The organism is Exiguobacterium sp. UBA6309 (assembly GCF_002439205.1).
In the GTDB taxonomy this organism is placed as follows: Bacteria; Bacillota; Bacilli; order Exiguobacteriales; family Exiguobacteriaceae; genus Exiguobacterium_A.
Genome location: NZ_DJTL01000036.1, coordinates 106,704 through 132,130 on the forward strand (window position 1 = coordinate 106,704; position 25,427 = coordinate 132,130).

Sequence of the window (25,427 nt, forward strand, 5' to 3'; positions counted from 1 at the left end):
GAAATCATGCAAGACAAAATACGTACGACCGTCATTACTGGTTTTTTAGGTGCCGGTAAGACCACGTTACTCAACCATCTTGTTTCTCAACCGACAGAGAAGTTTGCGTTGCTTGTCAATGAAGTAGGTTCTGTTCACATTGATGAAGCATTGATTGAGCGAAGTGATGAAGAGATGATCGAATTGACAAATGGTTGCATCTGTTGTTCTATTCGAGGCGATTTACGGGATGCATTGCTACGGATTGCCAAACGTCGCCGTGATGGGGAACTATCATTTGATCGATTATTGATCGAAACGACTGGTGTCGCTGATCCAGGACCGATTCTTCAGACATTTTATTTTGAACCAGCCGTTGAACAGTCTTATCAGATTTCAAGTGTCGTCACAGTCATCGATGCGTATCACTTAGAACGACAATTGACGTTCCAAGAAAATGTGAAACAAATCGGATTTGCTGATGTACTTGTATTAAATAAGATGGATTTAATTAAAGCATCAGAACGCGAACCGTTGATTGCTTTGCTGCGCGAACGAAATCCATCTGCAGCCATCATTGAAACGGAACAGGGACAATTGGAATCAAATCGACTATTTGAAACATTCCATTTTCCAAAAGAAGAACAAGTGCGACTCAGCCAACAAACAGATCAGATTCATCAATCCGTCGAAGATTTTACGGCACTAACGATTGTTGAGGAACGACCATTGAATCGAAATCGATTCGGTATGGTCCTACGTGAGGTGTTAGAAGCCTACGCGGAAGATCTCTATCGTTATAAGGGGATCATCCATTTTGCAGATACAGAACGAAAAGTAATCTTACAAGGGACAGGGATGATTTACGGAACAGCAATCCGAGAACCATTTAGCGAACAACCAAAGACGACGCTCGTCTTCATTGGAAAAGGGCTAGATGAGCAAGCGATACGAAAAGGAATCGAGGCGGCAATTGAACATGGTTGAACTTTATTTTGACGGAACGGTCCGTCCCTCAAACGACGAAGCAGCGGTTGGACTGTTTAGCAAAAGCTCCGAGGGCGAAGTCACAGAAAAAATGTATCAAATTCAAGCAATTAATAATCATGAAGCAGAATTCATCGCATTTGCAAAAGCCGTCGAGTGGGCGCACGAACTAATTATTCAAGGAGAAAGCGTCATTTCGTTTCGGACGGATTCAGAAGCGGTTGCATTAGCGGTCGAACGTGAATTCGTCAAGAATAAACGAACGCAGACGATCTTTGATCCTGCTTTTGAACGCTATCAACTCTTACCACTCGCCTTCGTGAAGTGGATTCCGCGGTCTGAGAATAAAGCAGATCGCGTCGCACGCGAGGCATTACGATTATACGAAGCATAATTGAAGGCAAACACCCCTATCCTTATGAAAGGGGTGTTTGTTCATGTTCGATGCGTTCAATCAGGATTTGATCGACGCGACGTCCGTCTAAGTCAACGACTTCAAATCGGTATGATTCAATCACGACAGCACTTCCACGCGTTGGTACATCACCTAACATATACAGGATTAAACCTGCAACTGTATGATAGGCGTTTAACTGTTCACCGGGTAAGTCATCTGTATAGCCGAGCGTTCGTTTTAAATCATCGATGTGCAATAATCCGTCCGCTAGGAACGAACCGTCTTTCCGCATGACGAGTTCCGGTTCTTCCTCGACGCTTGAAATCTCGCCGACGAATGCTTCGAGAATATCGAACAAGGTGATCATGCCAAGAAAACCACCGTACTCGTCTAAAACGAATGCAATCGATACAGTTTCCTTCCGCATCCGTTCAAGTAAAACGGTTGCTTTCAGTTGGCGGGGAACAATCAGTGGAGATTGAATCAATCGTTCAAGTTCTTTGACAGGATGTTCCGTTGATAGTATTTCTTTTGCATCGATGAATCCGACAAAATGATCCAAATCCCCGTGACCGACCGGTAAGTTTCGGTGTCGCGCTTGTCGGAGCTCTTGTAGGATCGTGTCGGGTTCATCAGCTAAGTCAATCCACTCCGTAACCGTTCTGGGCTCCATCAGTTCATACGCATATAAATCATGAAAATCAAAGACACGAGAAACTTGCTCAGCTTCTGAACGATTAAATGTTCCCTCTTTCGTGCCACGAATTAGTAATTGCCGGACTTCGTCTTCCGTCTCGTCTTTCGTCTGCAATCGATCGAGACCAATCAAGCGGAAGATGGAACTCGTCGATTTACTCAAAACCCAAATGAATGGTCGAAGAACGATCGAGAAGAAGCGCATCGGTGGGGCGAGCCACATCGTAACTCGTTCTGGACTGACAAGAGCAACACGTTTAGGAACGAGTTCACCGATGACGAGCGAAATATAGGTGATGATTGTCACGACAAGAATATAACCGATTGTACTGGCATAAGGAGCGATCCATCCGAATTGAGCGAGCCAATTGATGACAGGACCAGAGAGCGCGGCACCACCGAATGCACCATTGACGATTCCAATTAACGTGATGCCGACTTGAACAGTCGATAACAGGTCAGTCGGTCGATCCAGCAACTCTAATGCGACATGGGCTGATTTTTTACCATCATCCATTGCTTTTTCTAATTTCGATCGTTTGGAAGAGAGCAAAGCGAGTTCGGTCATCGCAAATATACCGTTCGCCAGAATCAATAATAAAACAATTATTAAATTTATTAACCACATGAAATCTTCACTCCTTTTCGATAATAAACTATTCCCCAAAACTGTCTCCCTCATTCCCATTCTGCGAGCTTTCCGGTAAACTAGAAGAGAAGTAATCAAAAGGGGGAATTTGTTTATGGAATACCGTGTAGAACGTGACACGATGGGGGAAATTCGTGTACCGGAAGCGCAGGAGTGGGGCGCACAAACACAACGTAGTCTAGAAAACTTTAAGATCGGAACGGAAAAAATGCCGATTGAAGTCATTCGTGCATTTGCAGTCCTGAAAAAAGGAGCGGCGCTTGCGAACCGCGACTTAGGTGTGCTTGAGACAGAAAAAGCTGGTGCCATTGCTGAAGTATGTGACGAAATCATCGCGGGGAAATTCGATGATGAGTTTCCGCTTGTCGTTTGGCAAACGGGTTCAGGTACTCAGTCTAATATGAACGTCAACGAAGTGATCGCTCGGGTCGCGACACGCAAATTAAAGGAACAAGGCAGTGAAACGACGATTCATCCGAATGATGATGTCAATAAATCACAAAGTTCAAATGATACATATCCAACAGCGATGCATTTAGCGGCAAAAACAGTCTTATTGGAATCACTTTTCCCAGCTATCGATGCTCTACATGCGACACTTGATGAAAAAGCAAAGGCTTTTGTGGATATCGTTAAAATCGGACGAACACACTTGCAAGATGCTACACCAATCACACTTGGTCAAGAAATCAGCGGCTGGGTCCGGATGCTTGCGCTTTCGAAGCAAATGATCGAACGGACGCTTGACCCATTAACGGAACTAGCAATCGGCGGTACGGCTGTTGGTACGGGGATTAATGCACATCCTGAGTTTGGTGATTTGGCAGCGAAGAAGATGAGTGAAGAGACGGGTTATGAATTCACGAGTGCGGAAAACAAATTCCACGCTTTAACAAGCCACGATCAACTCGTCTTCACACATGGTGCTGTCAAAGCACTAGCGATGGACGCGATGAAGATTGCAAATGACGTCCGCTGGCTTGCATCTGGTCCACGAGCAGGAATCGGTGAAATCACGATTCCAGAAAATGAACCAGGGAGCTCAATCATGCCAGGAAAAGTCAATCCGACTCAAAGTGAGGCATTGACGATGGTCGCTGCGCAAGTCCTCGGAAATGACGCAACGATTGGTTTTGCTGCAAGTCAAGGTAACTTTGAACTAAACGTCTTCAAGCCGGTCATCATGTATAACTTTATTCAATCCGTTCGTTTACTTACAGACGCCTTGCATTCGTTCAATGACCATTGTGCGGTCGGCATTGAACCTGAGCAGTCCGTCATCGCTGAGAACGTCGAACGGTCACTGATGCTCGTAACAGCGCTCAATCCGCATATCGGATATGAGAATGCGGCAAAAATTGCGAAAGCGGCGCATCAGTCAGGATCGACATTAAAAGAAGCGGCACTTGCGACAGGATTGCTAACAGAAGAACAATATGATCAATGGATTGTACCAGCAGACATGGTTCGTCCGAACTTAAAAGCATGAGTTGAAAAAGCGGGGGATATTCCCTCGCTTTCTCTTTATCCGAGAAATGTTATTCGGATCTATAGAAAGAGAGGGAATTGCATGGAGCAAAATCGAAAGCGGGCAGAAAAACAATTACAGCAAACGATCAATATGGTAGAGACATTACTTCGGATGCCGGCTGTACCACGATCAGAATTGCTTGCATTGGCGAGCTGGATGGAAGGACTCGGCAGAGAGGAACTCTTTAAGGGACTCGCCGATCAAGTAAGCCATGAAAAAATTACTTGGGAACGAGTAGACGTTGTCATTGATCAGTCAAGCGTCAAAGAATTATTGCAACCTATCGTCGATCAGTTATCAGAGCGCTCACGTGCTAACCGGGTCCGAAAGGAATTAGTCGTCACTGTGACAAAACGTTTTCTTGAAAATATCGAATGGAAAAAGTCACTGGAACAAGCGCGCTATATGTCACGTTTTTTTAGCTCGGTAGAAGATACCTTATCAATGTCACACGACATTACGATGGACGCCGTCATCATCGATTATGCATGTATCACTGATTCAGTGGAAGTGTTCAAAAAGCTCATGAAGCAGATGGAATCCGCATTCGTTCCGATCATCATCGTCGGTCCGAGCCAATCAGAAGTCCGACAAAGTAGTTATGAGATGGGGGCCGATGATTATTGGGATGAAACTGTGAGGAATGAAGAACGTCATGTCCGCCTTGCGCGACTTTTACGAAAACTGAGAGTTGTATCGTCAACAATTTTGGTCGATGAATTGACAGGGGCTTATAATCGGAAATACCTTCAGAATGCATTTGATCGTCGCACAGCACGTTTAGAACGTGAACAACGAACATTTGGATTAGCGATTTTTGATCTTGATCACTTCAAACGAATCAATGACTTACATGGACATCCGACAGGAGACTTAGTCCTATCCGAACTAGCGACCGTCGTTCAACAAGCGGCTCGTCTCGACGATGAGTTCATTCGTTTCGGTGGTGAGGAATTCATTTTACTGTTTTCAGCAGAAACATTGCCTCAAGCAATCGCTAATATGAATAAAATACGTGAACGTATCGAACGACATGTTTTTGCGAATGGATTAAAAATTACTGTTTCGATTGGTCTATCCTTTTCATTTGATATACATACGACTCTTGCTCAAGCGACGGCGGAGGCAGATGAAGCGTTATATCAAGCAAAACGTAATGGACGTAACCAAGTGGTGTCCTATTCGACAGCGATATCGATCGAAAAAATACCAGTCTATATCCGTGTCGAGGAAGGATTCCTTAAACAGGTACATACGCTTGATATGCCGGATCATCCGAAATACCATATTGAGGTGATTCCGCTAGATGATCAACGGACGTCGCCAATACAATTGGCGATTCTTTCACTCGATCAGTTAGCAAGCGAGAACTTTGTACGATTAGAGGAGTGGAGACAACAACGGGAATCGATCATTGATGCTTTGGTCGTGACAAATCAAGAAAACGATCGTTTAGCTAATGCGCTATCATGCGGTGCGACGGACTATATCATGACCTCACAGTTCGATTCTGATATGGAGGAATGGATTGCTGAATGGATCATGCAAATTCCTTAAAAAAACAGCCACATTCGTCCGTCATACGGAGCAATGTGGCTGTTTTTTAGTTACTGATCATATCGACGAATGATGAACGGATAATCGTTTCCCTCGACCGCATCATAATGTGTTTCGGAAGTAATCTGAAATGAAGATGGGATTTCGGGATAATGTACATCTCCAGAAAGAACCGTATCAATTTCAGTGACATACAGGCGGCGAGCAAGAGGAAGCGTTTGAGCAAACAACTCTCCACCACCAATCAAAAAGACTTCTTCTTCTGAATCGACGTATGGTTGTAAAGCAGATAGATCATGCCATACCGTTACACCTTCGGCTGCAAACGTCTGATCGCGCGTAATGACGATGTTCTCTCGACCGGGCAACGGTCGTCCGATAGATTCGAACGTCTTTCGTCCCATGATGATCGGTTTGCCAATCGTCGTACGCTTGAAGTGAGCTAAATCAGCTGGAAGGTGCCAAGGCATCGCATTGTCACGACCGATGACATGATTTTTTGTATACGCTACGATATGTGTGATCATACGGCTACCACACCTTTAATGTGCGGATCAGGATCATAGCCTTCAATGATGATGTCTTCGAAGCGGAAGTCTTCGATACGATCGACTGTTCGAGCGAAGCGCAGCGTCGGTAATTTTTTTGGGGTACGCGTCAACTGAAGATTAACTTGTTCAATATGATTTGAATAGATATGAGCGTCACCGAGCGTATGAACGAAGTCACCAACCTCAAGTCCACACACATGAGCAATCATATGTGTCAGTAACGCATAAGATGCAATATTAAATGGTACGCCTAGGAAAACATCAGCTGAACGTTGATACAATTGGCATGATAGTTTTCCGTCAGCGACATAAAATTGGAACAAGAGATGACAAGGTGGTAAAGCCATCTCATCGACTTGTCCAGGATTCCAAGCACTGACGATCAAACGACGAGAATCCGGATTCGTTTTGATCTGTTCAATGACTTGTGCCAGCTGATCGACCGTCGTGCCATCTGGACGTGGAAAAGAGCGCCATTGTGCCCCGTAAACAGGACCTAGATCTCCGTTCTCATCGGCCCATTCGTTCCAAATCCGCACACCATTTTCCTGTAGATAACGAATATTCGTATCACCCGAGATGAACCAAATCAACTCATGAATGATCGACTTCATATGTAACTTTTTCGTCGTAATGAGAGGAAAACCATCTTGAAGGGAGAAGCGCATTTGGTGACCAAACACGCTGAGTGTTCCCGTTCCCGTCCGGTCTTCCTTTTTTGTTCCGTGTTCCAAAATGTGTTCGCAAAGTGCATGATATTGTTCCATCGGATGACATCTCCTTTTCGAAAAATCCAAATTTCATTGTACCATAAATTAAGATTTTGAGGATGTCGGTAAATGTCTTGCGAATAGATAACGAAATAAGCCAAAGAGCGGAATCACGTCTTGCCACTCTAATGATTGTGCATTCCGAACACGAATGCGCCGGAGCAGATAGACTTGCAGAGTGTAGAATAATAACAAATCGACGGTCATCGTTCGAACGAATTGATTGGTCTCAAAGTAGATGCGGAATATACTCCAATCAGATCGAGCAAGAGCAATCCAAAGCAATAATGTCGTCACGACGCTAAGTAAGGCGACGACGGTAGGAATCCACCCGCGACGACGAAAAGGAAGAAACGTTTTCCTTGGAATAGCGAGGGCGACATAAGGCATCAACACGAAGGCACCTAAGAAGAACGATCCAATACTTGCGACGAGCGGTCCTGGGCGCATGAATCGTTTCTCATCTAGAAATAGTAAAAAGAAAGCGAACGGATAAATACCGAGTAAGGCAAATAAACTTAACGCGGATGTATCAAATTGACTTTGGTCGAAACATAAAAACGAAATCAAGAAACCTTCTGGAAAGACACGATTATTTCCAAATAATAAGATGAAGACAATAGCAATCGCCCAGACCAAGAAGAGCAAATATCGACGATACATTTGTCCACACTCCTCTCTCATACCTTTCTTTTCCATCATCTTGGATGTAGTAAACTCTTGTATTTCATATTTCATGATATCAAATATGTTAAGGTTCTTGCTTGAGCACCTCTCATGGACATGTTAAGATGACGTTGTGATAATTGAAAGCGCTTTTACAAATTGATGCAATCGTTTGCTCAATATGTAGCACGTTACGTACATAAAAGAGGAGAGTGTTGAGGATGGAACGTAAATGGTGGCATGATAGTGTCGTTTATCAAATTTACCCACGTAGTTATAATGATTCGAATGGGGACGGGATCGGTGATTTGAACGGAATCATCGAAAAGTTGGATTATTTGAAGACGCTTGGTATCGACGTCATTTGGCTAAGTCCTGTCTATGATTCACCGAACGATGATAATGGCTATGATATCCGTGATTATGAAGCCATCATGAAGGAATTCGGGACGATGGATGATTTTGATCGTCTTCTAGATGAGGCACATGCACGAGATATCAAAATCGTCATGGACCTTGTCATCAATCATTCGTCAGATGAACATCAGTGGTTCGCGGAATCGCGTCAAAGCAAGGACAATCCATATCGGGATTATTATATGTGGCGCCCGGCAAATCCAGACGGTTCTCTACCAAACAACTGGGGGTCGATTTTCTCTGGACCTGCCTGGGAATATGATGAAACAACGAATGAATACTATCTTCACTTATTCTCGAAGAAGCAGCCTGACTTGAACTGGGAAAATGAGCAGATGCGTCACGATGTGTACGGGATGATTCGTCGCTGGTTGGATCGAGGGATTGATGGTTTCCGAATGGACGTCATCAACTTGATTTCGAAGACACCTGGCTTACCAGATGCGACGGTCCATCCAGGAGCACTGTATGGAGATGGTGGAGAACATTATATCAACGGACCACGTGTCCATGAGTTTTTACACGAGATGAACGAAGCTTCCTTCGGTAAATACGATGTCCTGACAGTCGGTGAGATGCCAGGAGCGACGACGGATGATGCCATTCTTTACACGGATCCGGCACGTAAAGAGGTCAACATGGTCTTTACGTTCGAACATATGGATCTTGATTCAGGTCCGAACGGGAAATGGGACGTCATTCCGTTTGATTTACTCAAACTCAAGCAAAACTTCACCAAATGGCAGACGGCCTTACATGAGACGGGGTGGAACTCGCTCTATTGGAACAACCACGATCAACCCCGCGTCGTCAGTCGATTCGGAAATGACACGACGTACCGCGTCGAGTCAGCTAAAATGCTTGCTACATTATTGCATTTGTTAAAAGGGACACCATATATCTATCAAGGCGAGGAAATCGGCATGACGAACGTCGCTTTTGAAGACATTGCGGACTATGAAGATATCGAAATTCGGAACATGTGGAAAGAACGTACGGAACAAGGAGCATCACCGGCTGAACTACTACGTTCCATCCATGTCAAAGGACGTGACAATGCGCGGACACCGATGCAGTGGGATGCGTCGGAGAACGCTGGTTTCTCGACGGGAACACCATGGTTGAAGGTCAATCCGAACTATCCGGAAATCAACGTCGAACAGGCGCTTGCAGATGAGCAATCTATCTTTTATTACTATCAGCAGTTGATTCGTCTACGACATGACCATGAGCTCGTCGTCTATGGTCGCTATGAACTCTTACTCGAAGATCATCCAGAAGTTTACGCCTACTCACGAACGCTTGAAGGGGAGACATGGTATGTCTACTGTTCGTTTGCGGATCATGATGTGAATATTCCGTCTACGCATGATACGTCAGACCGGATCATCGGAAACTATGAGGAGTCCGTTGTTACCGATGAACTAACGCTTCGACCTTATGAAGCCGTCGTCTTCCGTACGTTTGACGCATAAATTGTTTCGATAAAAAATGGCATTGCCCTTACATATGTAGGGGCAATGCCATTTTAATCATTAAGAAGGGATCGTTCTGATTTCGCGATCTGTTTCACTTGTGAAATGATTTTTTCACGATCAGTTGTTGTCGAATTGAGATGGATACCGTACAACCGCCCAGGACCGGAAGGCTTCTCATGCAATAAAAACCCTTCGATGCATAGTGGCACTTGTCCTTCAATCAATGAGAATTCAACGACGATTTTCATTGATTTGAGGAGTGGAAGTTTTAGTTCTGTGCTGATTGCTAGTCCGTTCGGTGAGATATTATGAATCTTCATCAACCCTTTCGGTGTACGCTGTTCATCTTTGAGCAAGTAAAATTCACCAATTATAGGAGTCTTCAGCGTATATCGAAACGGTTCATTGCGTTTGATTTTCATGTAGGCACCTCCGTTCCTATTATCCGACAATTTGCAAAACTCTTCTAGTCTTTTTCATCAGGCTGCAGCATCTGTTGATCGTTTCGTCGGATGGATGCGCTTTGCTAAATACATGAATGGTGTCGCGAACCAGGCGACGACGAATTTTGCGAGATATGTCGTAATGAAGATTTGCCACCAAATAGAGAATGGCATATCGTGAAAGGCGATCGCACAAAATGTCAACGTATCGAGTAGTTGGCTTAATACAGTTGATCCCGTCGTCCGTAACCAAAGTTTTCGTTCGCCTGTCTTTTGACGAATCTTCGAATAAATGAAGACATCAAACAATTGCGACACGAGATAAGCGGCAAGACTACCGACAGCAATCCATGGCAGGAGTCCGAATAGTAGATGTAAAGAATCAGATGTTTCGAGTGCTGCTTTATCGGCGAGTGGGGTATACAAGAGACTGAATTGCATGAGGACGGTCGTCGTGATCAAGGAAAAGAAACCCATATAGACACCTTTTCGAGCGACCTGTTTGCCATATTTCTCATTGAGAATATCCGTCGCTAAATAACAACTGCCATAAACGACATTTCCTAACGTGAAGACGAAACCAAAAATGTCGACGGTTTGTGTGACTTGAATGTTTGCAATGATTGTTGCGATGGCAATCCACATCAACAATCCGGTCTTTCCAAATAGATAATAACTGAAAATCAATAATCCCATCGTTAAAAAAATGGAAGGGATCCATAACCATTCGTTCATGAGGTAGACTCCTTTCTGTTCATACAGATGAAAATTGTACGCTGAAATCGATCGCCTGTCAAAGGTGAGGTACACATGTGACCAATATAAAAAAAGACCATGAATCTCATGGTCTTTCAGATAGTGTTCAACCGAGTCGTTGTAAAGAATATCGACGTCGTCTCCCTTTGACGTAATAGTTCTCAATCGACGTAAAGTCATTTGCTTCTAAAATACGTTTCGCGTAAAAAGCGTGTGGTGATTGATCGAGAACACGCGCGCGTACTTCATGACGATCTAGTACTCCCGAATGCTTTAATGCTTCGGCAACTGCTTGAGTAGCTAGACCCCGACGCGTATAAGGATCAAACACCATAAAGTCGAGTTGAAAATAGTGACCCATTTTCAAAAGTAGAACCCGCCCGACGATCGTATCTGCTTCAACGATATCATAGTAGTAATCTTCAGGATAACTGTGCTCGACGGAATCAAAAGCTCGCTCTTCTCCAAGCTCATGGTCATACCCTTTGATTTCTTGCGGAGACAGCCCATATGCTTGCTCGCCATACTTCAAGAAATGGTCGTACTCAGCTTGATCGACATGACGTAATGCTCGACGTCTTAATTCCATCACAAAATCCTCCCTCATCCCAATTGATGCTTCGTTTACATTATAGCGATACCCTCCGTGCAATTGCAAAAATTAACTGGAACCGATCCGCAGGAAAAAAATTTAAAAAATCATTTTGTAATCATCTTGTGATTGTTTTAATTACCTCGAAATATGGTAAAGTAATGATGTAGACAACTGCATACTGGAAGGGGCTGGAAACGTGTTCACAGAACGTGACGGAATCAAATTGCGTTTAGAGCAAATCGAACGATTGTATTCGGACTTGAATCGTGAAGCGAAACAATTGACGGAACGCTTACGCCAATTAGATGAACAAGGGGATGAAGTACAACATGATCTTTCTCTTAACAAAGAAGATCGTGATCATTTGAAGTCAAGCATCGATGAAACGCTTCAGGCACTCATGAAGCGGACGACGGTCGATGCAAAAGTCGAACAGGAAAAGCAAGAAGACCTGATTTCGAAAAAAGCATTGATCGAAGATATTGAAGGATTATTGAAGAAAAAGAAATGAGCTAGCTGCGGCTGGCTTATTTTTTATGGGGGAAAGAAGTATGAAATTAACCATTGGACTGACGACATGTCTTCGTCCGACTGACGTCGTGCATGATCGTGTGAAGCAGTTGTTAGCGGATGAGACGATACATTTCGTCTATATCGCGCGGCAAAAAAAAAGCATAGAACACCTGCAACAGGAGACGGGATTGTCGGTATTAGTCGTCGATAAGAAACGACTAGATTTATACCCATTAGGCGAAACGACATCGTTCTTTTTCCATCCTTCAAGTGCGGTCTTTCGCATCAAACAAATTGATGCAGGTGGAAGAGATCCTCTCGTTGCGATGGGACGCCTATCAAAAGGGATGCATGTGTTAGATTGTACACTTGGTTTAGGTGCAGATGCGATTGTCATGAGTCATGCTATTGGAGAGCAGGGGCGGATCATCGGTCTAGAAAGCAAGACTGAGACAGCCTTTGTCGTCAAGGACGGATTAAAACGCTGGGAAGAATCTTACGAACCAATCAATCAGGCGATGCGACGAATCGAAGTGAAAGTCAAACATCATCTCGCATTTTTGAAAGAATGTCCGGATAATTGCTTTGATGTCATCTACTTTGACCCCATGTTTGAACAGACTGTTGAAGAATCGACACATCTCGACGCTTTACGAAAACTTGCGAATTATGAAGCCTTATCTGTTGAAGCGATGATTGAGGCGAAGCGTGTGGCACGTCAGCGCATCGTATTAAAAGCACATTATGAGAGCCCATTGTTTGAACGGTTTGGGTTCGAACGAACAAAGCGTAAAACGTCGAAGTTGCATTATGGCGTGATTGAACTGTAGATCAAAAAAGACCTCTGCAATTCATGCGGCAGAGGTCTTACTTGTTATTCGCTGATTATTGAACAGCGTCTTTTAATTCGTCTTCCATCTCTTCGAACGTTTCCTGAACGGCATTGACCGGTTGTTTCGTCATCAAGCTGACAACGACCGTAAAGATCAAGCTTGTGAAGAATCCAGGTACCATTTCATAAAGCGTCGTACTAAGTCCGAGTTGAACCCATATGATGACAGTCAAGGCACCTGAGATGATACCAGCCAGTGCACCTTGTTTCGTCATGCGTTTCCAGTAGAGAGAAAGCAAGATGATCGGACCAAAGGCAGAACCGAATCCAGCCCATGCATAACCGACGAGAGCAAGAATCGTCGCTGACGGATTCCAAGCAAGAATACTTGCGATGATCGCGACAACAAGAACAGCAATTCGACCGGTTAAGACGAGTTGTTTATCTGTTGCGTCTTTTTTCAAGAATGTTTTATAAAAGTCTTCAGTCAATGCACTCGAAGTAACGAGCAGTTGTGATGAAATCGTCGACATGATTGCTGCAAGAATCGCAGCCATCAAGAACCCTGTGATATACGGGTGGAATAGTACGTCCGAGAAACGGATGAAGACCGTTTCCGGGTCACCTAGTCCATTTCCTTGTCCTTCAAAATAAGCAATTCCGACAAGTCCTGTCATCATGGCACCAATGATAGAGATGAACATCCATCCGATACCGATGCGACGAGCACTTTTTAAATCTTTGACTGAGCGAATCGCCATGAAACGGACGATGATGTGTGGTTGACCAAAATAACCAAGACCCCAAGCAAGGAATCCGATGATTCCAAGAACTGTTGTTCCTTTGAGTGGATCAAATAGGGAAGGGTCTAAGTTTTCAGCATAGTTGTATGCTCCATCGACTCCACCAACGTCAGTCAAGGCAACGACAGGTACAAGCACGAGTGCGATAAACATGATACAACCCTGGACGAAATCGGTCCAACTAACTGCGAGAAAACCGCCGAATAAGGTGTAGGCGATTACGACCGCAATCGTCAAGAGCATACCATAGTGGTAATCAAATCCGAATGAGCTGACGAACAATTTTCCACCAGAAACGATTCCAGCTGATGTGTAAAATGTAAAGAAGACGATGATGACAAGTGCTGATACAGTACGAAGCACACGTGATTTGTCTTCAAAGCGATTTTCTAAAAAGTCAGGAATCGTAATCGAATCATTCGCCATTTCCGTGTAAAGTCGGAAACGTGGAGCGAGTACTAAATAGTTCACGTAACAGCCAATCAATAATCCGAGTGCGAGCCAAAGTGCTGAAACACCTGTCGCATACATGGCGCCGGGAAGTCCCATGAGCATCCATCCACTCATATCCGATGCACCAGCAGAAAGTGCTGTGACACCTGGACCGAGATCGCGTCCGCCTAACATGTAATCTTCTGTATTCGTCGTTCGCTTGTAGGCAAAGTAACCGATTGCCAACATGAGAACAAGATACAGGATGATCGAAATCCATTCTTGCGTCATAAAGTTAAATCCTCCAAATGCAATAGTTTTTTCAGCGATCAAGCACATATTGACCAGTTCGCCAAATGATATGTTCCCCACCTTACAGGGGATAAAACGACTTTGCAAGTCACTTCATTTTCATGGAAAGTGGTGCCACGCCTAGTGCCTTAAGGGATCGGGACGGTTTTAGTCCCTGTTAAAGTTCATCAATTTAAAATATTCAGAATAATTCAACAAAAAATAAATGACCCTAATGAATTAGGATCATTTATGTCATGTTAATTCGTCCAAAACTGTTGGTATGCGGTGCTTAAACGATCTAATGCCTGATCTAATTGTGCACGAGGACACCCGAAATTTAAACGTTCAAATGTTTCTCCACCAGATCCGAATGAAGCACCGTGTGTCAAAGCGAGTTTCGCTTCCTTGACGAGCCAATCGGCACGCGTTTTGCTATCGAGATTAAGTGCTTTGAAATCAATCCACAACAAGAATGTAGATTCTGGAATGATGACATTTAATTTCGGCATTTCTTGACGAATACGACGGACGGCATGGTCACGATTGTCTTCCAAATAAACAAGGAGTTGCGCTAACCATTGCTCACTCGCATGATCTCCGTACGCCGCCGAAATAGCAGTTGAAGCCAATGCGTTTGGATGAACAAAATGACGTTGCTGAACACGCTCGATCTGTTGGCGAATTGAAGTGTCAGGTACGATTAAGTACGACGCATAAAGTCCAGGAATATTGAATGTTTTAGATGGTGCGCTGACTAAAATGATTTTTTCATAATCAAAGGCAAGAATAGGTGTGTGCACCGAACCTTTATAGACGAGATCCGCATGGATTTCATCGGATACAAGATACACATCATGCTGTTTCGCAAGCGCCACGATACGCGGTAATTCTTCTTGAGAGAAGACTTTGCCGCTTGGGTTATGTGGACTACAGAGAATCATCATGCGTGCTGTTCGCATTTGCCGTTCGAGAAGTGGAAAGTCTGTCTGATACGTCTCACCGTCTAAAAGAAGCGGATTTTCAACGATTTGCCGTTGGTTAGACTGAATGATTTGATGAAATGGAGGATAGACCGGTGTCTGGATGATGATTTTATCACTCGGTTCAGTCAATGCGAGGACGGTATGCGCAAGTCCTGGAACGACACCGCTCGAGTAGAGAATGGAATCAGTAGTGATCGTTACGTCATATCGCTTCAGAAACCAATGCTGAATCGCTTGTTTTGCTTCCTCTTCAAACATCGAGTAACCGAAATGACCTGTAGCAGCACGTCTTGTCAACCGTTCTGTGAGATGATGCGGTGGACGGACATCCATGTCGGCGACCCACATCGGAATCAGCTCATCGGATCCATAAAGTGAATGAAGTCCGTCCCATTTGACGGATCCTGTATTTCGTTTCTCAATCGTTTCATCGAAATTAATCTGTTCCATCAGACTTCACTTCCTATTCTTTTTAAGTTAAACTACTCCATTTCACCATAGCGGATAAAGAGAGGAAGGAGCAAGTCGGAAAATAAAAGGTTTAACATTTATTCGATCAGGCAATTATTTAACTCGAACCTACCATAACAGAACGGAGTGATGATCATGTTACATTCTAAAGTAGTTGTCGGGCGAACGCCTGAAGAATTAGAAGAACGATTGAACGAATTTTTTGAGAACAATGGTGTTGGATCAAACGCCATCATTACGTTGAAGTTTTCAACATTCGTCGCGTCTAAAGCGGATGAACATTATTCGGTTTTAGTCGTCTATGATAATTCATTAACAAAAACGACACTGTAAAAAAGTAACAAGGAGTTGCGTGGAAATCACGTCGACTTCTTGTCTTGTCTTTTTTTATAAGTTATACTAGAAACAGATTTTACAAGCTTCCGTAGGTTAATGGCAGACCTCAGCAATGGTAATGCTGCAGTGCGAGTTCGATTCTCGCCGGAAGCATACACGCGTCTTTCGTCTCAAGTGATATATACTTGAAACGAAAGACTTTTTTTATGATGGATTCATCTTTGATTGAGGAGTGAACTTCATGCATCCAGTCATTCATTCTGTTGGCGATAAGATCAAGCAAGAACGAAAAAAACAAGGAATGACACAAAAAGCACTTTGTGAAGGAATTTGTAGTCAGGCTGAGATCAGCAAAATCGAAAATGGTCGAAATTCTCCGACGATTGATTTACTACAGCAAATTTGTCGAAGACTGCGCATTCCGATTTCATTGTTTTTTGAAGATGAAATCGTGTCACAAAAATTAAATGAGATTGATCAAAAAATGTTACGCCATATGAGAGAGAAAAATTACTCATCTATGGACAAAGATTTAGAAGAATATGCGAAATCAAATACAGCGTTTGAAATTCAAGTGTTAATTCGTTATCATCGAAAATTACTATTATATGAAAAAGGAAACATCGATTTTAGAACATGCATTTCTGCTTTATTGAAATTAGTCAGCGAAGAAAAGTTAGAAGAAAAATCATTTCTTCTCTATACTCGAATTCAAATGGCAATCGCTGTATTGTATACGAATCATGAAGATTACATGCATTCCCATCAAATCTACGTAGAATTACTAAAACTACATTATCAGACGCGAGAATATAAAAAAATTAGAATGAAAATCATATACAACTATTTACGTAATTTATACAGATTAAAGCGATTCGAGGAAGGGTTACAAGAAGTAGAACGAGTCATAGAAGAAACTAAAGAAATACAAGATTTGACATACCTTGGTCATTTCTATTATCAAAAGGGCTTTTTTTTAGAATCATTAAACGCTCCTGAGAAAAGTGTTAAAGAAGCTTACACGATTGCTTACTCATTTTTTACTGCGACAAACAATCACGCATACCGAAAAATTCTTGAAACACATTTATCAGATTTATTACTATTCCCTATCGACAGAAGTGAAGGGAAATGATGAATTTGGAAAATTTAACTTCGTCAATTGGTAAAAAGATTAAACAATTGCGTATCGAAAAGCATATGACTCAAAATGAACTATGTGAAGATATTTGTAGCCAAGCTGAAATCAGTAAAATCGAAAACGGCTTAAATTCACCGACTGTCGATTTGTTGCAACAAATTTCCAAAAGGTTAAAGGTGCCCATTTCTTTATTATTTCAAGAACATACGGATGAAGAACAATTTTTTCAAATTGATCAATTCTTATCCGATTTGCTTCGAGAAGAGAAGTACGAAGAAGCAATGGAGCGAATTAATCAGCAAGAAAAAAATATGATCACTGAAGTCGATATTTTAAAAAGTTACATTAAAACGATCATTGATCTAAAACAAAATCGGATTGATTTTCGGACAGCTGCGAGCCTACTCAGCAACTTGTTGAATGAAAAAGAAGTGTGGTCGCATTCCATTCAATTGTTCATTCGAATCAAAATGGCGATTGCAAATATGTATTCAGAAAAGGATCTATTTCATTTAACGGAATCCGTATATCAGGAATTGGAAAAAGAAATTGAAGCGCTCCAGTCGACTGCCCATCTGAATGCGCTATTAAAAATTTATTTTAATCATTGTCAGATTCTTGAATACCAAGGGAAGTCTGAGGACAGTATCGCCATCGCTAAGAAAGGATATGAACTATGTTTGCTGCATAATCATACATTTTTGTTTGGACATTTTTATTATCAGCTCGCGCACTATCACGAACAGTCAGGTGAAGATGAGATGTCACTTCAAAAACAGTATTCCGTCGCCTATACATTGTTTCACGCGTTTGAGCACGACGTTCGAAAACAGATGATTCTTCGCATGAAGGAAAAGTATATGTTATTTACCTTTGAGAAGTGATAAATAGGATGTGTAACCTTCTTGCCAAACAAGAAGGTTTTTTTATTAAAAGTGCAATCAAATGAGTAGTGAGAGGTGATAAGATGAAAAACGTACATCCAATTGGGGAGACACTGAAATTTTATCGACGTTTGAACAACGTATCACAAAAAGACATTAGTACAGGGATCTGTAGTCAGGCTGAAATTAGTAAAATTGAAAACGGTAAGGTAATGCCGACCGTTGAATTATTACAGCAACTTGCTATAAAGCTTTGTGTTCCTATATCCGAACTCGTTAAAGATGGTGCTGAACATCGTTTGGAACAAGCTCGTATTCTTGACCAAGCACTTCGTAAGCTAGTACGAGAAAATAAATTTGATAAATGCCTTCGTGTAATGAAACAAGTCTCATCCAGTCGATCTTCTGACGAAGTAAGGCGAATAATGAGATACTATGAAATCGTGATCGCCTATCGGCAACAGCACGTTGATTATCGAACGACCTCAGTCTTATTTGCACGATTGATCGATCAAGAAGGTTTACAGGTGCAGGATCCGATTCTTTACTTTCGAGTCAAGATGGCACTATCCATTTTATATGCGGAGTGCGAACAGTATCAACAAGCAGAAAAAATATATACTGACGTATTACATTTCACGACAGAAATTAGCGGTTTAAAAGAAGAACGACTTAAGATTCTTTATAATTATGCGAAATTATTATATAAAGTTAATCAGCCAGAAAAAGGACTTCGTATCATCGAGGAAGGGATACTGCTCAGTCGAAAATTGAAATAAACATCCTATTTAGCGCACTTCTATTATCAACGTGGTGAATTTCATGAGCGAATGGGGGTAGATATCTTGCAGACGAAACATGATTATACGATGGCCTACGAATTATTCTCTGCCTTTCAGATGAAACAATATGCTGACATCGTTCTAGAGGTGAAACGTTCTTTTTTTGCAGTCTATGCCTGAATGAGGTCATTGCTTAACAAACGAGAAAAGAGGAAAAACGTTGCGTATTGAATCATTTGGTAAACAGATCAAACAACTACGGATCGAGAGGAAGTTGACACAAAAAGAATTAGCGAAGGATGTATGCAGTCAAGCTGAATTAAGTAAGATTGAAAATGGTAAAACTATACCAACAATTGATCTTGTTCAGCGTTTGTCTCAAAAGTTACATATTTCAATGGATCAGATCTTCATCGATTCAAATGAAGTAAAACTATTTCAGCGCTATGAGGTACAACTAGCGGACTTTTCTAGACAACGTCGTTATGATGAAATGCTTGATTTCATGAGATGTTTACCAACTAGTCTTCCTCCTTCCGTTCAGTTATTGATTCGTTATTTTGAATGGGTCGCTCGCGAAGGGAAAAAAGATATCGATTATCGAACATGTATCTCACAGTTGCTTCGGTTATCGGATGAACAACAAATGGAAACAGAGTACCCTGTTCTTTATTTACGTATCCGGATGTCTGTCGCAAACTATTATTATTTGAACAGTCAGTATCCGTACGCGAGAAAAATTTATCAAGAATTACTAACTTACGATTATTCGACGGATACGCTGAAAAAGTTACAATGTAAAATTTTATATAATCATGCGCAACAGCTCTATTTTCAAAATGATTTTGTAACAGGGTTAGAGATTACTGAAAAAGGACTCGCCTTATCCGTTGAGCGAAAAGATACAGCGATGTTAGGGCACTTCTTTTATCAAAAGGGATGTTTCTATGAAGAATTGAGTTACGCAGAACGTGATATTCGTGACGCGTTTACCTACGCCTATTCTCTTTTTACTGCTTTTGGTAATGAAAATCATGCTGCGCTAGTATTAAAAGGAAAAACCCAGTTTCTCTACTTTCAAATGTAATCATGGAAGTAAAAGAAAGGAGTATAATTTGAATCATTTACCCGTCTCCATTGGCTATGAAATCAAGCGACTTCGAAAAGAAAAAAAGATCACACAAGCAGAATTATGTGAAGGCATTTGTAGCCAAGCTGAAATTAGTAAAGTCGAAAACGGTAAAAATTCACCTACCATTGATTTACTCCAACAAGTGGCAAAACGGCTGAAAGTACCATTATCGATGTTGTTTCAAGATCATTTACGAAGTGATGTCTTTCAATCATATGATGAACAATTAGCGGACTTGTTACGTACTAATCAATATGTAGATGCTCTGAAATTGAGCGAACACGTACTGTCTACAACTGAATATGAACAGGTACGTAATTTAGCAAGATATTATCAAGTCATCGTGCAGGAAAGAAGTGGTCAAATTCATTACTTAAAAGCTGTTCAATCGCTCGAACGGTTACTAAATAAAGAACAACTCTCGTTTGAATCAGCTACCTTGTATCTACGGATTCAGATGGGGATGGCGAATCTGTATGTCGAACACGGTGACTTTGAATTAGCGGATGATCTTTTTCAGAATTTGATTCAAGCAAAATACGAAACGATCGAATTAAAAAAAGTTCGAATCAAGATTTTATATAATTATGGACAACAACTTTTACTGCAAAAAAAATACCTTGCTGGTCTAAAAATCACCGAACAAGGTATTCAGGAGAGTCTTCAATTGGAAGACGGTCATTTCTTAGGTCACTTTTACTTTCAAAGGGGATACTTTAAGCAGCAATTAAATGGTGATCTCTCAGATATCCAGCGTGATTTTACGATGGCCTATTCCTTATTTTGTGCATTTGATATGCCGATTCATGAAAAACGTCTTCTGGAAGAATATGCAGAGTATGTTCTATTCCCAATTTAAAACGAACGACCGAATTGTCGGCACTCTTGAAGCGCTTGTTCGATCAATTCAGATGCACGATCGGGGTATTGCTGATGTCCTTCTAAAATGACAGTTGATACATCATTGATCCCAAAGAATGCTAACAAGTCTAACATATAGCGAACCGCGTGTTCACTTGGGGCTTTCTCTTTTGTCGAGTAATCACCACCGCGTGAATGAATCAACAGCACTTGTTTGTCTTCAACAAGTCCGATCGATCCTTCGGCTGTATAACGAAACGTTTGACCAGCCTGGGCGAGATAATCCATGTAATTGTGAAGCGGTGACGGAACCGTTAAGTTCCACATCGGAAATGAAAAGACAACTTTATCGGCATCTAAGAATCCGTTTAGATATTCTTGAAGCCGTTGTGCATGAGTCGCATCATCTCCAGTTAATTCTTCCCCTTTAAATAGCCGCCCTGCCGCGTTCACAAGTTTTAGGTCAAAGAAGGGAAGACGTTCCTCGAATAAATTCAAAACCGTAATTTTGTCCTCAGGATGGTTTTCACGATAAGCATTCAGAAAGGCATCGTTTAATTCAGAACTGATGCCTTTTTTTTGATGTATGCTATCGTTTGCTTCGATGAATAGTAAATGAGACATAGTGATCGCTCCTTTCTATATCTATCTATTCCCATTTTGCTTAAAATCATGACTTCCCATTATTTTATTATTTTTAGAAAATTCAAGTTTTATTTTGGTTCTGATAAAGAAAATAAACGACAGGAACTTGAAAGAGGGGATGGCGATGAATACACAGCGACGTTCTTCCAATAGTCAGCAATATCATCGAGAAATTCGGGCAAATTATCAATTGTTCGGGATGATCATTTTTATTTTGACGAGTTGTGGTGCCGTTTTATATATCGTTGCCAATACATTTAGTAGTTATGGTTTAAAAGGGGAGGATTGGATACGTGCACTTGTCATTGCGAGTGCTGGGAGTGTTCAATACTTCATCGGTAAAAGTACATTGTCAGACCGACTAAAGCCACATATGATGTCTAGCGTTTTTTTATTGATTCCATATATTTATCATCCATTCATCGGTAGGGGAGTCCAGACAGTTTGGGCATGTGCCCTTCTATTCATATTAACTTCCTTAGTCGTCATCAACCGAACGATGCTACTGTACGCAACAAGCATCACGACGATTTCTCTTCTTTATATTTGGTATCAAACTCCATCACTTGAAAACACTTCGATGTTTGTATCCGATCACATCGCGCGTATTGGACTTATCTTGATTGCGACGATCATTAGTTTACTGATTCATAATCAATATGTTACCCGTCTTGAACGAAATATTGAATACTTAGCCCGTTTACAGGAACAAGCATTTACGGATCCCGTGACAGGTTTACCAAACCGCTCTTCGTTTGTCATTGAAGTAGATAAAAAAAACAAGATGGCGATATGATTTGTCTTGTGGACCTGGACGATTTCAAAACAGTAAATGATGCATTCGGTTACCGAACCGGAGATCGTTCATTACACATCATTGGTCGGCGATTGATGAATCGTTTTTCAGATTGTACGATTGCGAAAGCGAGTGGAAGTGCATTCTTACTGCATGTGCCTCATCATCATGATGCACGAGTGCTCTGTGACGACATTTTATCGAGTGTAGCAGAACGTGTACAAATCGACTTTAAGCAAATCAATGTCACTGCAAGTATTGGGGTCTCTTATATCAATGATGAATCGACGGACCATGTCATCAATGACGCGGAGATTGCATTATTTACAGCCAAAGCAAATCGGAAGAATACGTATGCGATCACAGACTTAGCAATACAAAATGAACAGAAGCGAGCACTCCAGTTAACGCGCGATTTATATGATGCAGAATTGGATCGAGACTTCTTTATTTTATTTCAACCTCAAGTCAATGCGAGAACGCGTCAAATTACAGGTGTAGAGGCTTTAATTCGTTGGAATCATCCGGAATACGGTCTTGTTCCACCAGTTGAGTTCATTCCACTCGCGGAAAGAACACGATTTATTGAGACATTAGGGCGATGGGTCATGCGTCTAGCCTGTCTTCAAGGAAAAGCTTGGTTGGAGGAAGGGAAGGAACCTCTAACGATTTCGGTTAATGTTTCACCGTGGGAATTACGACAAGCTGATTTTACGAATCGAGTGCTCACTATATTAAAGCAAACAGGTTTTCCTCCATCACTACTTGAAATCGAGATGACAGAACATATCTTTATCGAAGGAACCGAGCAAATTATCGAAACATTAAACGCACTCCATTTGTATGGCATTCGAATCACTCTTGATGATTTTGGAACTGGATTCTCATCCATGCAACCACTCGTGGAACTACCATTCGATCAATTAAAAATTCCAAAAGAAATCGTTCAAGAAGCGATTCATTCTGAAAGGAAACGAGCGATGATCGAGACGATCATTCAATTAGGAAAACGATTAAATATGACAATCGTAGCAGAAGGAATCGAACTTGAAGAAGAGGCAACATTGCTCGAACAGATGGGGTGTCATACGTTGCAAGGATATCTATTCTATCGACCGCTTCAGCCGCAACAATTAGAATATTTTTTAGCGATGTGTCGAGAAGGCTAAACAGATATCAAACAATTGAAAATACAAACAGGCGAAGGATCATGTCCATCGCCTGTTTGTATTACCATATAGGAGATAATAAATCAGAGATACCGGGCAAAACGACGTTCGAGAATCTCTTGGATGACTGCGATACATGAACATATACCCCAGTAAATGAACGCAACGACAAAATAGACGGTCATATAGTCGAATTCACGCCCACCAACGATTTTTGCCTTTTGAAAAATTTCAGGGACAGTAATCATGGCAGCAAGCGACGAAGCTTTGACAAGATCTAGCAAGACGTTCGAAAGCGGTGGGATGGCAATTCGAATCGCTTGCGGCAAAATGATGCCAACAAACGTCCGATACCTAGATAAACCGAGGGACGCCGCTGCCTCTTCCTGCCCACGATCAATCGAGAGTAAGGAAGAACGAATGATTTCTGCCATGTATGCCGCACTGTTTAAACTAAAACCAGTAATCGCAGCGGTCAACGCGTTCAATTGAATATTGATGACTGGCAGCCCGAAATACAACATGAACAATAGCACAAGGATGGGTACACCACGCATAAATGAGATGTAGGCGCTCGCTCCAATACGCAATACTCGAAAATGAGAGAGACGACAAAGGGCAAGAATTAACCCAATTCCAAGACCAATCGCCATGCTGAGCAAAGAAATCCATAATGTTTGTCCAAGTCCACTTAAAATATATGGAAACGAATCGACCGCCAATTCAGGATTGAAGACGGACCGCCAATCAATCGATGACATCGTTAGTTCACATCGACAATCGTCGTTTTGACGTCAGGCATTTGGGAAACATTCTTTCCGGCATAAAATTGCTTCGAAATGTCTTTTAATGTACCGTCTTCCTTCATTTTATCGAGTTGTTCGTTAATGTTGGATTGAAGTTCTTTATTGTCTAAATCCATGATTAAACCGACTTGGCTCGGATTATAGGCGATGTCCGGATGAATCGTGATATCGAAGTCTTTGAAGAAATCGACAGCGAGTGTTTGCAAGTAATAATCATTCAAGATGACGTCTGTGCGACCGTTTGAGACATCTCGTAGATATTGATCGTTCGTCGCATTATCGTAAGTGACTTCTTTTGCACCGTATTTTTTAGCGATCTGCATATATGTCGTTGTTGCTTCTCCGGCAGCTTTTTTTCCTTTTAGATCTTCTAAAGACTTAATGCCTGACAAATCACTTTTACGGACGATTGCCGTACCATACGTATATTTATATGGTTTTGAGAAAGCGAATTTTTCTTTACGGTCATCGGTGATCGTAATGTCGTTAGCCGCAAGGTCAACCTGACCTGTATTAACGCTTGTCAACATACCGTCGAAAGACATCTCTTTGAACTTTACTTTCAAATCAAGCCGTTTGGCTACTTCTTTGACGACTTCAACGTCAAACCCCGTCAATTTATTACTTTTTTCATCATGATAGGACGTCGGGTAAAGTGTACCTGCTGTTGCGACGACGATTGTGCCTTCTTTTTGGATTTTATCGTATGCGGTTGCTTTCTCGTCTTGTTGACCGCATGCGCTTAATAGAATCGAGCTTCCTGCAATCAAGAGTCCCGTCCATTGCATTGTTTTTTTCATCGTATTATTCCTCTCTTTATTTCCGTAATCAGTAACGCTGTTCCTATATAAAAATACCACGGAATCACATGTTCGGGCAAAGCAATACGTGCATAAAGTATTGGATTTAACTAAAAAAAATATTGAATGAATATCCAAGTATATGTAAGCGTTATCAATGTTGATATATGGTGATTCTACCTCCAGAGATTGATCAAGATGGTGATTATGCATAGTAGCGAATAAACATAAAAGGGTGTAAAGTGTAACTTAACTGAATATACAGAAAATTAAGA

At 41.8% G+C, this 25,427-nt stretch carries 26 protein-coding genes, 1 tRNA gene and 1 pseudogene; 16 read left to right on the forward strand and 12 right to left on the reverse strand.

Annotated elements, in window-relative coordinates; genetic code table 11:
- Positions 1–6: 6 nt before the first annotated feature.
- Both B3M90_RS12590 and B3M90_RS12595 read left to right on the forward strand, forming a co-directional pair.
- The gene (locus B3M90_RS12590) at positions 7–966 is read left to right on the forward strand and encodes a CobW family GTP-binding protein (RefSeq protein ID WP_290759056.1); all 960 of its coding nucleotides are present in this window, start codon (positions 7–9) and stop codon (positions 964–966) included.
- Complete coding sequence (locus tag B3M90_RS12595) at positions 959–1,360, forward strand: reverse transcriptase-like protein (protein ID WP_290759053.1); 402 nt, start codon at positions 959–961, stop codon at positions 1,358–1,360. Before B3M90_RS12590 ends, B3M90_RS12595 begins: the two co-directional genes overlap by 8 nt.
- 22 nt (positions 1,361–1,382) lie before the next feature.
- Here B3M90_RS12595 and B3M90_RS12600 read toward each other — a convergent pair whose 3' ends face one another.
- The gene (locus tag B3M90_RS12600; RefSeq protein ID WP_290784318.1) at positions 1,383–2,687 is read right to left on the reverse strand and encodes a hemolysin family protein; all 1,305 of its coding nucleotides are present in this window, start codon (positions 2,685–2,687) and stop codon (positions 1,383–1,385) included.
- A gap of 115 nt (positions 2,688–2,802) precedes the next feature.
- On the opposite strand from B3M90_RS12600, the gene fumC reads away from it, so the two are divergent.
- Both fumC and B3M90_RS12610 read left to right on the forward strand, forming a co-directional pair.
- Complete coding sequence (gene fumC / locus B3M90_RS12605) at positions 2,803–4,197, forward strand: class II fumarate hydratase (protein WP_290784320.1); 1,395 nt, start codon at positions 2,803–2,805, stop codon at positions 4,195–4,197.
- 81 nt (positions 4,198–4,278) lie between these two features.
- A complete protein-coding gene (locus B3M90_RS12610; RefSeq protein ID WP_290784321.1) occupies positions 4,279–5,796 on the forward strand; it encodes a diguanylate cyclase in 1,518 nt (505 codons plus the stop codon).
- Positions 5,797–5,846: 50 nt separating this feature from the next.
- Here B3M90_RS12610 and B3M90_RS12615 read toward each other — a convergent pair whose 3' ends face one another.
- From B3M90_RS12615 to B3M90_RS12625, 3 genes are read right to left on the reverse strand one after another with little or no spacing between them, the layout of a single operon-like run.
- Positions 5,847–6,323, reverse strand: a complete 477-nt coding sequence (locus tag B3M90_RS12615) for a dihydrofolate reductase (protein WP_064299692.1) — start codon at positions 6,321–6,323, stop codon at positions 5,847–5,849.
- Positions 6,320–7,114: a thymidylate synthase gene (locus B3M90_RS12620; protein WP_055968468.1), complete on the reverse strand. Its 795-nt coding sequence runs from the start codon at positions 7,112–7,114 to the stop codon at positions 6,320–6,322. Before B3M90_RS12620 ends, B3M90_RS12615 begins: the two co-directional genes overlap by 4 nt.
- A 48-nt stretch (positions 7,115–7,162) precedes the next feature.
- A complete protein-coding gene (locus B3M90_RS12625; protein WP_214854324.1) occupies positions 7,163–7,780 on the reverse strand; it encodes a hypothetical protein in 618 nt (205 codons plus the stop codon).
- Positions 7,781–8,004: 224 nt separating this feature from the next.
- Between B3M90_RS12625 and B3M90_RS12630 the strand changes: the two genes are divergently transcribed.
- Complete coding sequence (locus tag B3M90_RS12630) at positions 8,005–9,675, forward strand: glycoside hydrolase family 13 protein (RefSeq protein ID WP_214854321.1); 1,671 nt, start codon at positions 8,005–8,007, stop codon at positions 9,673–9,675.
- A gap of 53 nt (positions 9,676–9,728) precedes the next feature.
- On the opposite strand, the gene B3M90_RS12635 is transcribed toward B3M90_RS12630, so the two are convergent.
- The 3 genes from B3M90_RS12635 to B3M90_RS12645 all read right to left on the reverse strand — a co-directional run bounded on the left by B3M90_RS12635 (position 9,729) and on the right by B3M90_RS12645 (position 11,466).
- Positions 9,729–10,100, reverse strand: coding sequence for a PilZ domain-containing protein (locus B3M90_RS12635; RefSeq protein WP_214747276.1), 372 nt, complete (start codon positions 10,098–10,100; stop codon positions 9,729–9,731).
- A gap of 57 nt (positions 10,101–10,157) precedes the next feature.
- Positions 10,158–10,856 (reverse strand): queuosine precursor transporter, encoded by a 699-nt coding sequence (locus B3M90_RS12640; RefSeq protein WP_290784324.1) that lies wholly within the window; start codon positions 10,854–10,856, stop codon positions 10,158–10,160.
- Between the two features lie 127 nt (positions 10,857–10,983).
- Positions 10,984–11,466 (reverse strand): GNAT family N-acetyltransferase, encoded by a 483-nt coding sequence (locus B3M90_RS12645; protein WP_290784326.1) that lies wholly within the window; start codon positions 11,464–11,466, stop codon positions 10,984–10,986.
- Positions 11,467–11,668: 202 nt separating this feature from the next.
- On the opposite strand from B3M90_RS12645, the gene B3M90_RS12650 reads away from it, so the two are divergent.
- Entirely contained in the window at positions 11,669–11,983 is a 315-nt protein-coding gene (locus tag B3M90_RS12650; RefSeq protein WP_023468579.1) for a hypothetical protein, read from the forward strand.
- A 40-nt stretch (positions 11,984–12,023) separates the two neighbouring features.
- Complete coding sequence (locus B3M90_RS12655; RefSeq protein ID WP_290784328.1) at positions 12,024–12,815, forward strand: class I SAM-dependent methyltransferase; 792 nt, start codon at positions 12,024–12,026, stop codon at positions 12,813–12,815.
- A 55-nt stretch (positions 12,816–12,870) separates the two neighbouring features.
- Here B3M90_RS12655 and putP read toward each other — a convergent pair whose 3' ends face one another.
- Entirely contained in the window at positions 12,871–14,343 is a 1,473-nt protein-coding gene (gene putP, locus B3M90_RS12660; RefSeq protein WP_290784330.1) for a sodium/proline symporter PutP, read from the reverse strand.
- A gap of 260 nt (positions 14,344–14,603) precedes the next feature.
- Positions 14,604–15,779 (reverse strand): MalY/PatB family protein, encoded by a 1,176-nt coding sequence (locus B3M90_RS12665; RefSeq protein WP_290784332.1) that lies wholly within the window; start codon positions 15,777–15,779, stop codon positions 14,604–14,606.
- Between the two features lie 156 nt (positions 15,780–15,935).
- Here B3M90_RS12665 and B3M90_RS12670 point away from each other — a divergent pair, with 156 nt between their 5' ends.
- The 7 genes and pseudogenes from B3M90_RS12670 to B3M90_RS12700 all read left to right on the forward strand — a co-directional run bounded on the left by B3M90_RS12670 (position 15,936) and on the right by B3M90_RS12700 (position 20,934).
- The gene (locus tag B3M90_RS12670) at positions 15,936–16,133 is read left to right on the forward strand and encodes a hypothetical protein (RefSeq protein WP_035407347.1); all 198 of its coding nucleotides are present in this window, start codon (positions 15,936–15,938) and stop codon (positions 16,131–16,133) included.
- 85 nt (positions 16,134–16,218) lie between these two features.
- Positions 16,219–16,289 (forward strand) — tRNA-Thr (locus tag B3M90_RS12675).
- Between the two features lie 88 nt (positions 16,290–16,377).
- Positions 16,378–17,271 (forward strand): helix-turn-helix domain-containing protein, encoded by an 894-nt coding sequence (locus tag B3M90_RS12680; RefSeq protein WP_290759021.1) that lies wholly within the window; start codon positions 16,378–16,380, stop codon positions 17,269–17,271.
- Complete coding sequence (locus B3M90_RS12685) at positions 17,271–18,161, forward strand: helix-turn-helix domain-containing protein (RefSeq protein WP_290784362.1); 891 nt, start codon at positions 17,271–17,273, stop codon at positions 18,159–18,161. Before B3M90_RS12680 ends, B3M90_RS12685 begins: the two co-directional genes overlap by 1 nt.
- Positions 18,162–18,244: 83 nt before the next feature.
- Positions 18,245–19,123, forward strand: a pseudogene (locus tag B3M90_RS12690) (helix-turn-helix domain-containing protein).
- 40 nt (positions 19,124–19,163) lie between these two features.
- A complete protein-coding gene (locus B3M90_RS12695; protein WP_290784334.1) occupies positions 19,164–20,030 on the forward strand; it encodes a helix-turn-helix domain-containing protein in 867 nt (288 codons plus the stop codon).
- 28 nt (positions 20,031–20,058) lie between these two features.
- Positions 20,059–20,934, forward strand: coding sequence for a helix-turn-helix domain-containing protein (locus B3M90_RS12700; protein ID WP_290784336.1), 876 nt, complete (start codon positions 20,059–20,061; stop codon positions 20,932–20,934).
- Here the strand turns inward: B3M90_RS12700 and B3M90_RS12705 are convergent.
- Positions 20,931–21,560 (reverse strand): FMN-dependent NADH-azoreductase, encoded by a 630-nt coding sequence (locus tag B3M90_RS12705; protein WP_290784338.1) that lies wholly within the window; start codon positions 21,558–21,560, stop codon positions 20,931–20,933. The two genes, B3M90_RS12700 and B3M90_RS12705, sit on opposite strands and share 4 nt — an antisense overlap.
- Before the next feature lie 145 nt (positions 21,561–21,705).
- On the opposite strand from B3M90_RS12705, the gene B3M90_RS12710 reads away from it, so the two are divergent.
- Positions 21,706–22,377 carry a hypothetical protein gene (locus B3M90_RS12710; RefSeq protein WP_290784340.1) on the forward strand — a complete coding sequence of 224 codons (672 nt, stop codon included), beginning with the start codon at positions 21,706–21,708 and terminating at the stop codon, positions 22,375–22,377.
- Positions 22,374–23,546: a putative bifunctional diguanylate cyclase/phosphodiesterase gene (locus tag B3M90_RS12715; protein WP_290784342.1), complete on the forward strand. Its 1,173-nt coding sequence runs from the start codon at positions 22,374–22,376 to the stop codon at positions 23,544–23,546. Before B3M90_RS12710 ends, B3M90_RS12715 begins: the two co-directional genes overlap by 4 nt.
- 83 nt (positions 23,547–23,629) lie before the next feature.
- On the opposite strand, the gene B3M90_RS12720 is transcribed toward B3M90_RS12715, so the two are convergent.
- Both B3M90_RS12720 and B3M90_RS12725 read right to left on the reverse strand, forming a co-directional pair.
- The gene (locus B3M90_RS12720; protein WP_290784344.1) at positions 23,630–24,307 is read right to left on the reverse strand and encodes an amino acid ABC transporter permease; all 678 of its coding nucleotides are present in this window, start codon (positions 24,305–24,307) and stop codon (positions 23,630–23,632) included.
- A 2-nt stretch (positions 24,308–24,309) separates the two neighbouring features.
- Entirely contained in the window at positions 24,310–25,152 is an 843-nt protein-coding gene (locus B3M90_RS12725; protein WP_035407369.1) for a transporter substrate-binding domain-containing protein, read from the reverse strand.
- Between the last annotated feature and the right edge of the window lie 275 nt (positions 25,153–25,427).

Bases quoted from the DNA above. Each gene is read 5' to 3' on its own strand.
- B3M90_RS12615 (WP_064299692.1), bottom strand. From the start codon at position 6,323: ATGATCACACATATCGTAGCGTATACAAAAAATCATGTCATCGGTCGT.
- B3M90_RS12630 (WP_214854321.1), top strand. From the start codon at position 8,005: ATGGAACGTAAATGGTGGCATGATAGTGTCGTTTATCAAATTTACCCA.
- B3M90_RS12710 (WP_290784340.1), top strand. From the start codon at position 21,706: ATGAATACACAGCGACGTTCTTCCAATAGTCAGCAATATCATCGAGAA.
- B3M90_RS12720 (WP_290784344.1), bottom strand. From the start codon at position 24,307: ATGTCATCGATTGATTGGCGGTCCGTCTTCAATCCTGAATTGGCGGTC.
- B3M90_RS12595 (WP_290759053.1), top strand. From the start codon at position 959: ATGGTTGAACTTTATTTTGACGGAACGGTCCGTCCCTCAAACGACGAA.
- B3M90_RS12620 (WP_055968468.1), bottom strand. From the start codon at position 7,114: ATGGAACAATATCATGCACTTTGCGAACACATTTTGGAACACGGAACA.
- B3M90_RS12640 (WP_290784324.1), bottom strand. From the start codon at position 10,856: ATGAACGAATGGTTATGGATCCCTTCCATTTTTTTAACGATGGGATTA.
- B3M90_RS12655 (WP_290784328.1), top strand. From the start codon at position 12,024: ATGAAATTAACCATTGGACTGACGACATGTCTTCGTCCGACTGACGTC.
- B3M90_RS12600 (WP_290784318.1), bottom strand. From the start codon at position 2,687: ATGTGGTTAATAAATTTAATAATTGTTTTATTATTGATTCTGGCGAAC.
- B3M90_RS12610 (WP_290784321.1), top strand. From the start codon at position 4,279: ATGGAGCAAAATCGAAAGCGGGCAGAAAAACAATTACAGCAAACGATC.
- B3M90_RS12685 (WP_290784362.1), top strand. From the start codon at position 17,271: ATGAATTTGGAAAATTTAACTTCGTCAATTGGTAAAAAGATTAAACAA.
- B3M90_RS12680 (WP_290759021.1), top strand. From the start codon at position 16,378: ATGCATCCAGTCATTCATTCTGTTGGCGATAAGATCAAGCAAGAACGA.
- B3M90_RS12725 (WP_035407369.1), bottom strand. From the start codon at position 25,152: ATGAAAAAAACAATGCAATGGACGGGACTCTTGATTGCAGGAAGCTCG.
- B3M90_RS12590 (WP_290759056.1), top strand. From the start codon at position 7: ATGCAAGACAAAATACGTACGACCGTCATTACTGGTTTTTTAGGTGCC.
- B3M90_RS12705 (WP_290784338.1), bottom strand. From the start codon at position 21,560: ATGTCTCATTTACTATTCATCGAAGCAAACGATAGCATACATCAAAAA.
- B3M90_RS12715 (WP_290784342.1), top strand. From the start codon at position 22,374: ATGATTTGTCTTGTGGACCTGGACGATTTCAAAACAGTAAATGATGCA.
- B3M90_RS12645 (WP_290784326.1), bottom strand. From the start codon at position 11,466: ATGGAATTAAGACGTCGAGCATTACGTCATGTCGATCAAGCTGAGTAC.
- B3M90_RS12665 (WP_290784332.1), bottom strand. From the start codon at position 15,779: ATGGAACAGATTAATTTCGATGAAACGATTGAGAAACGAAATACAGGA.
- B3M90_RS12670 (WP_035407347.1), top strand. From the start codon at position 15,936: ATGTTACATTCTAAAGTAGTTGTCGGGCGAACGCCTGAAGAATTAGAA.
- fumC (WP_290784320.1), top strand. From the start codon at position 2,803: ATGGAATACCGTGTAGAACGTGACACGATGGGGGAAATTCGTGTACCG.
- B3M90_RS12625 (WP_214854324.1), bottom strand. From the start codon at position 7,780: ATGTATCGTCGATATTTGCTCTTCTTGGTCTGGGCGATTGCTATTGTC.
- B3M90_RS12635 (WP_214747276.1), bottom strand. From the start codon at position 10,100: ATGAAAATCAAACGCAATGAACCGTTTCGATATACGCTGAAGACTCCT.
- putP (WP_290784330.1), bottom strand. From the start codon at position 14,343: ATGACGCAAGAATGGATTTCGATCATCCTGTATCTTGTTCTCATGTTG.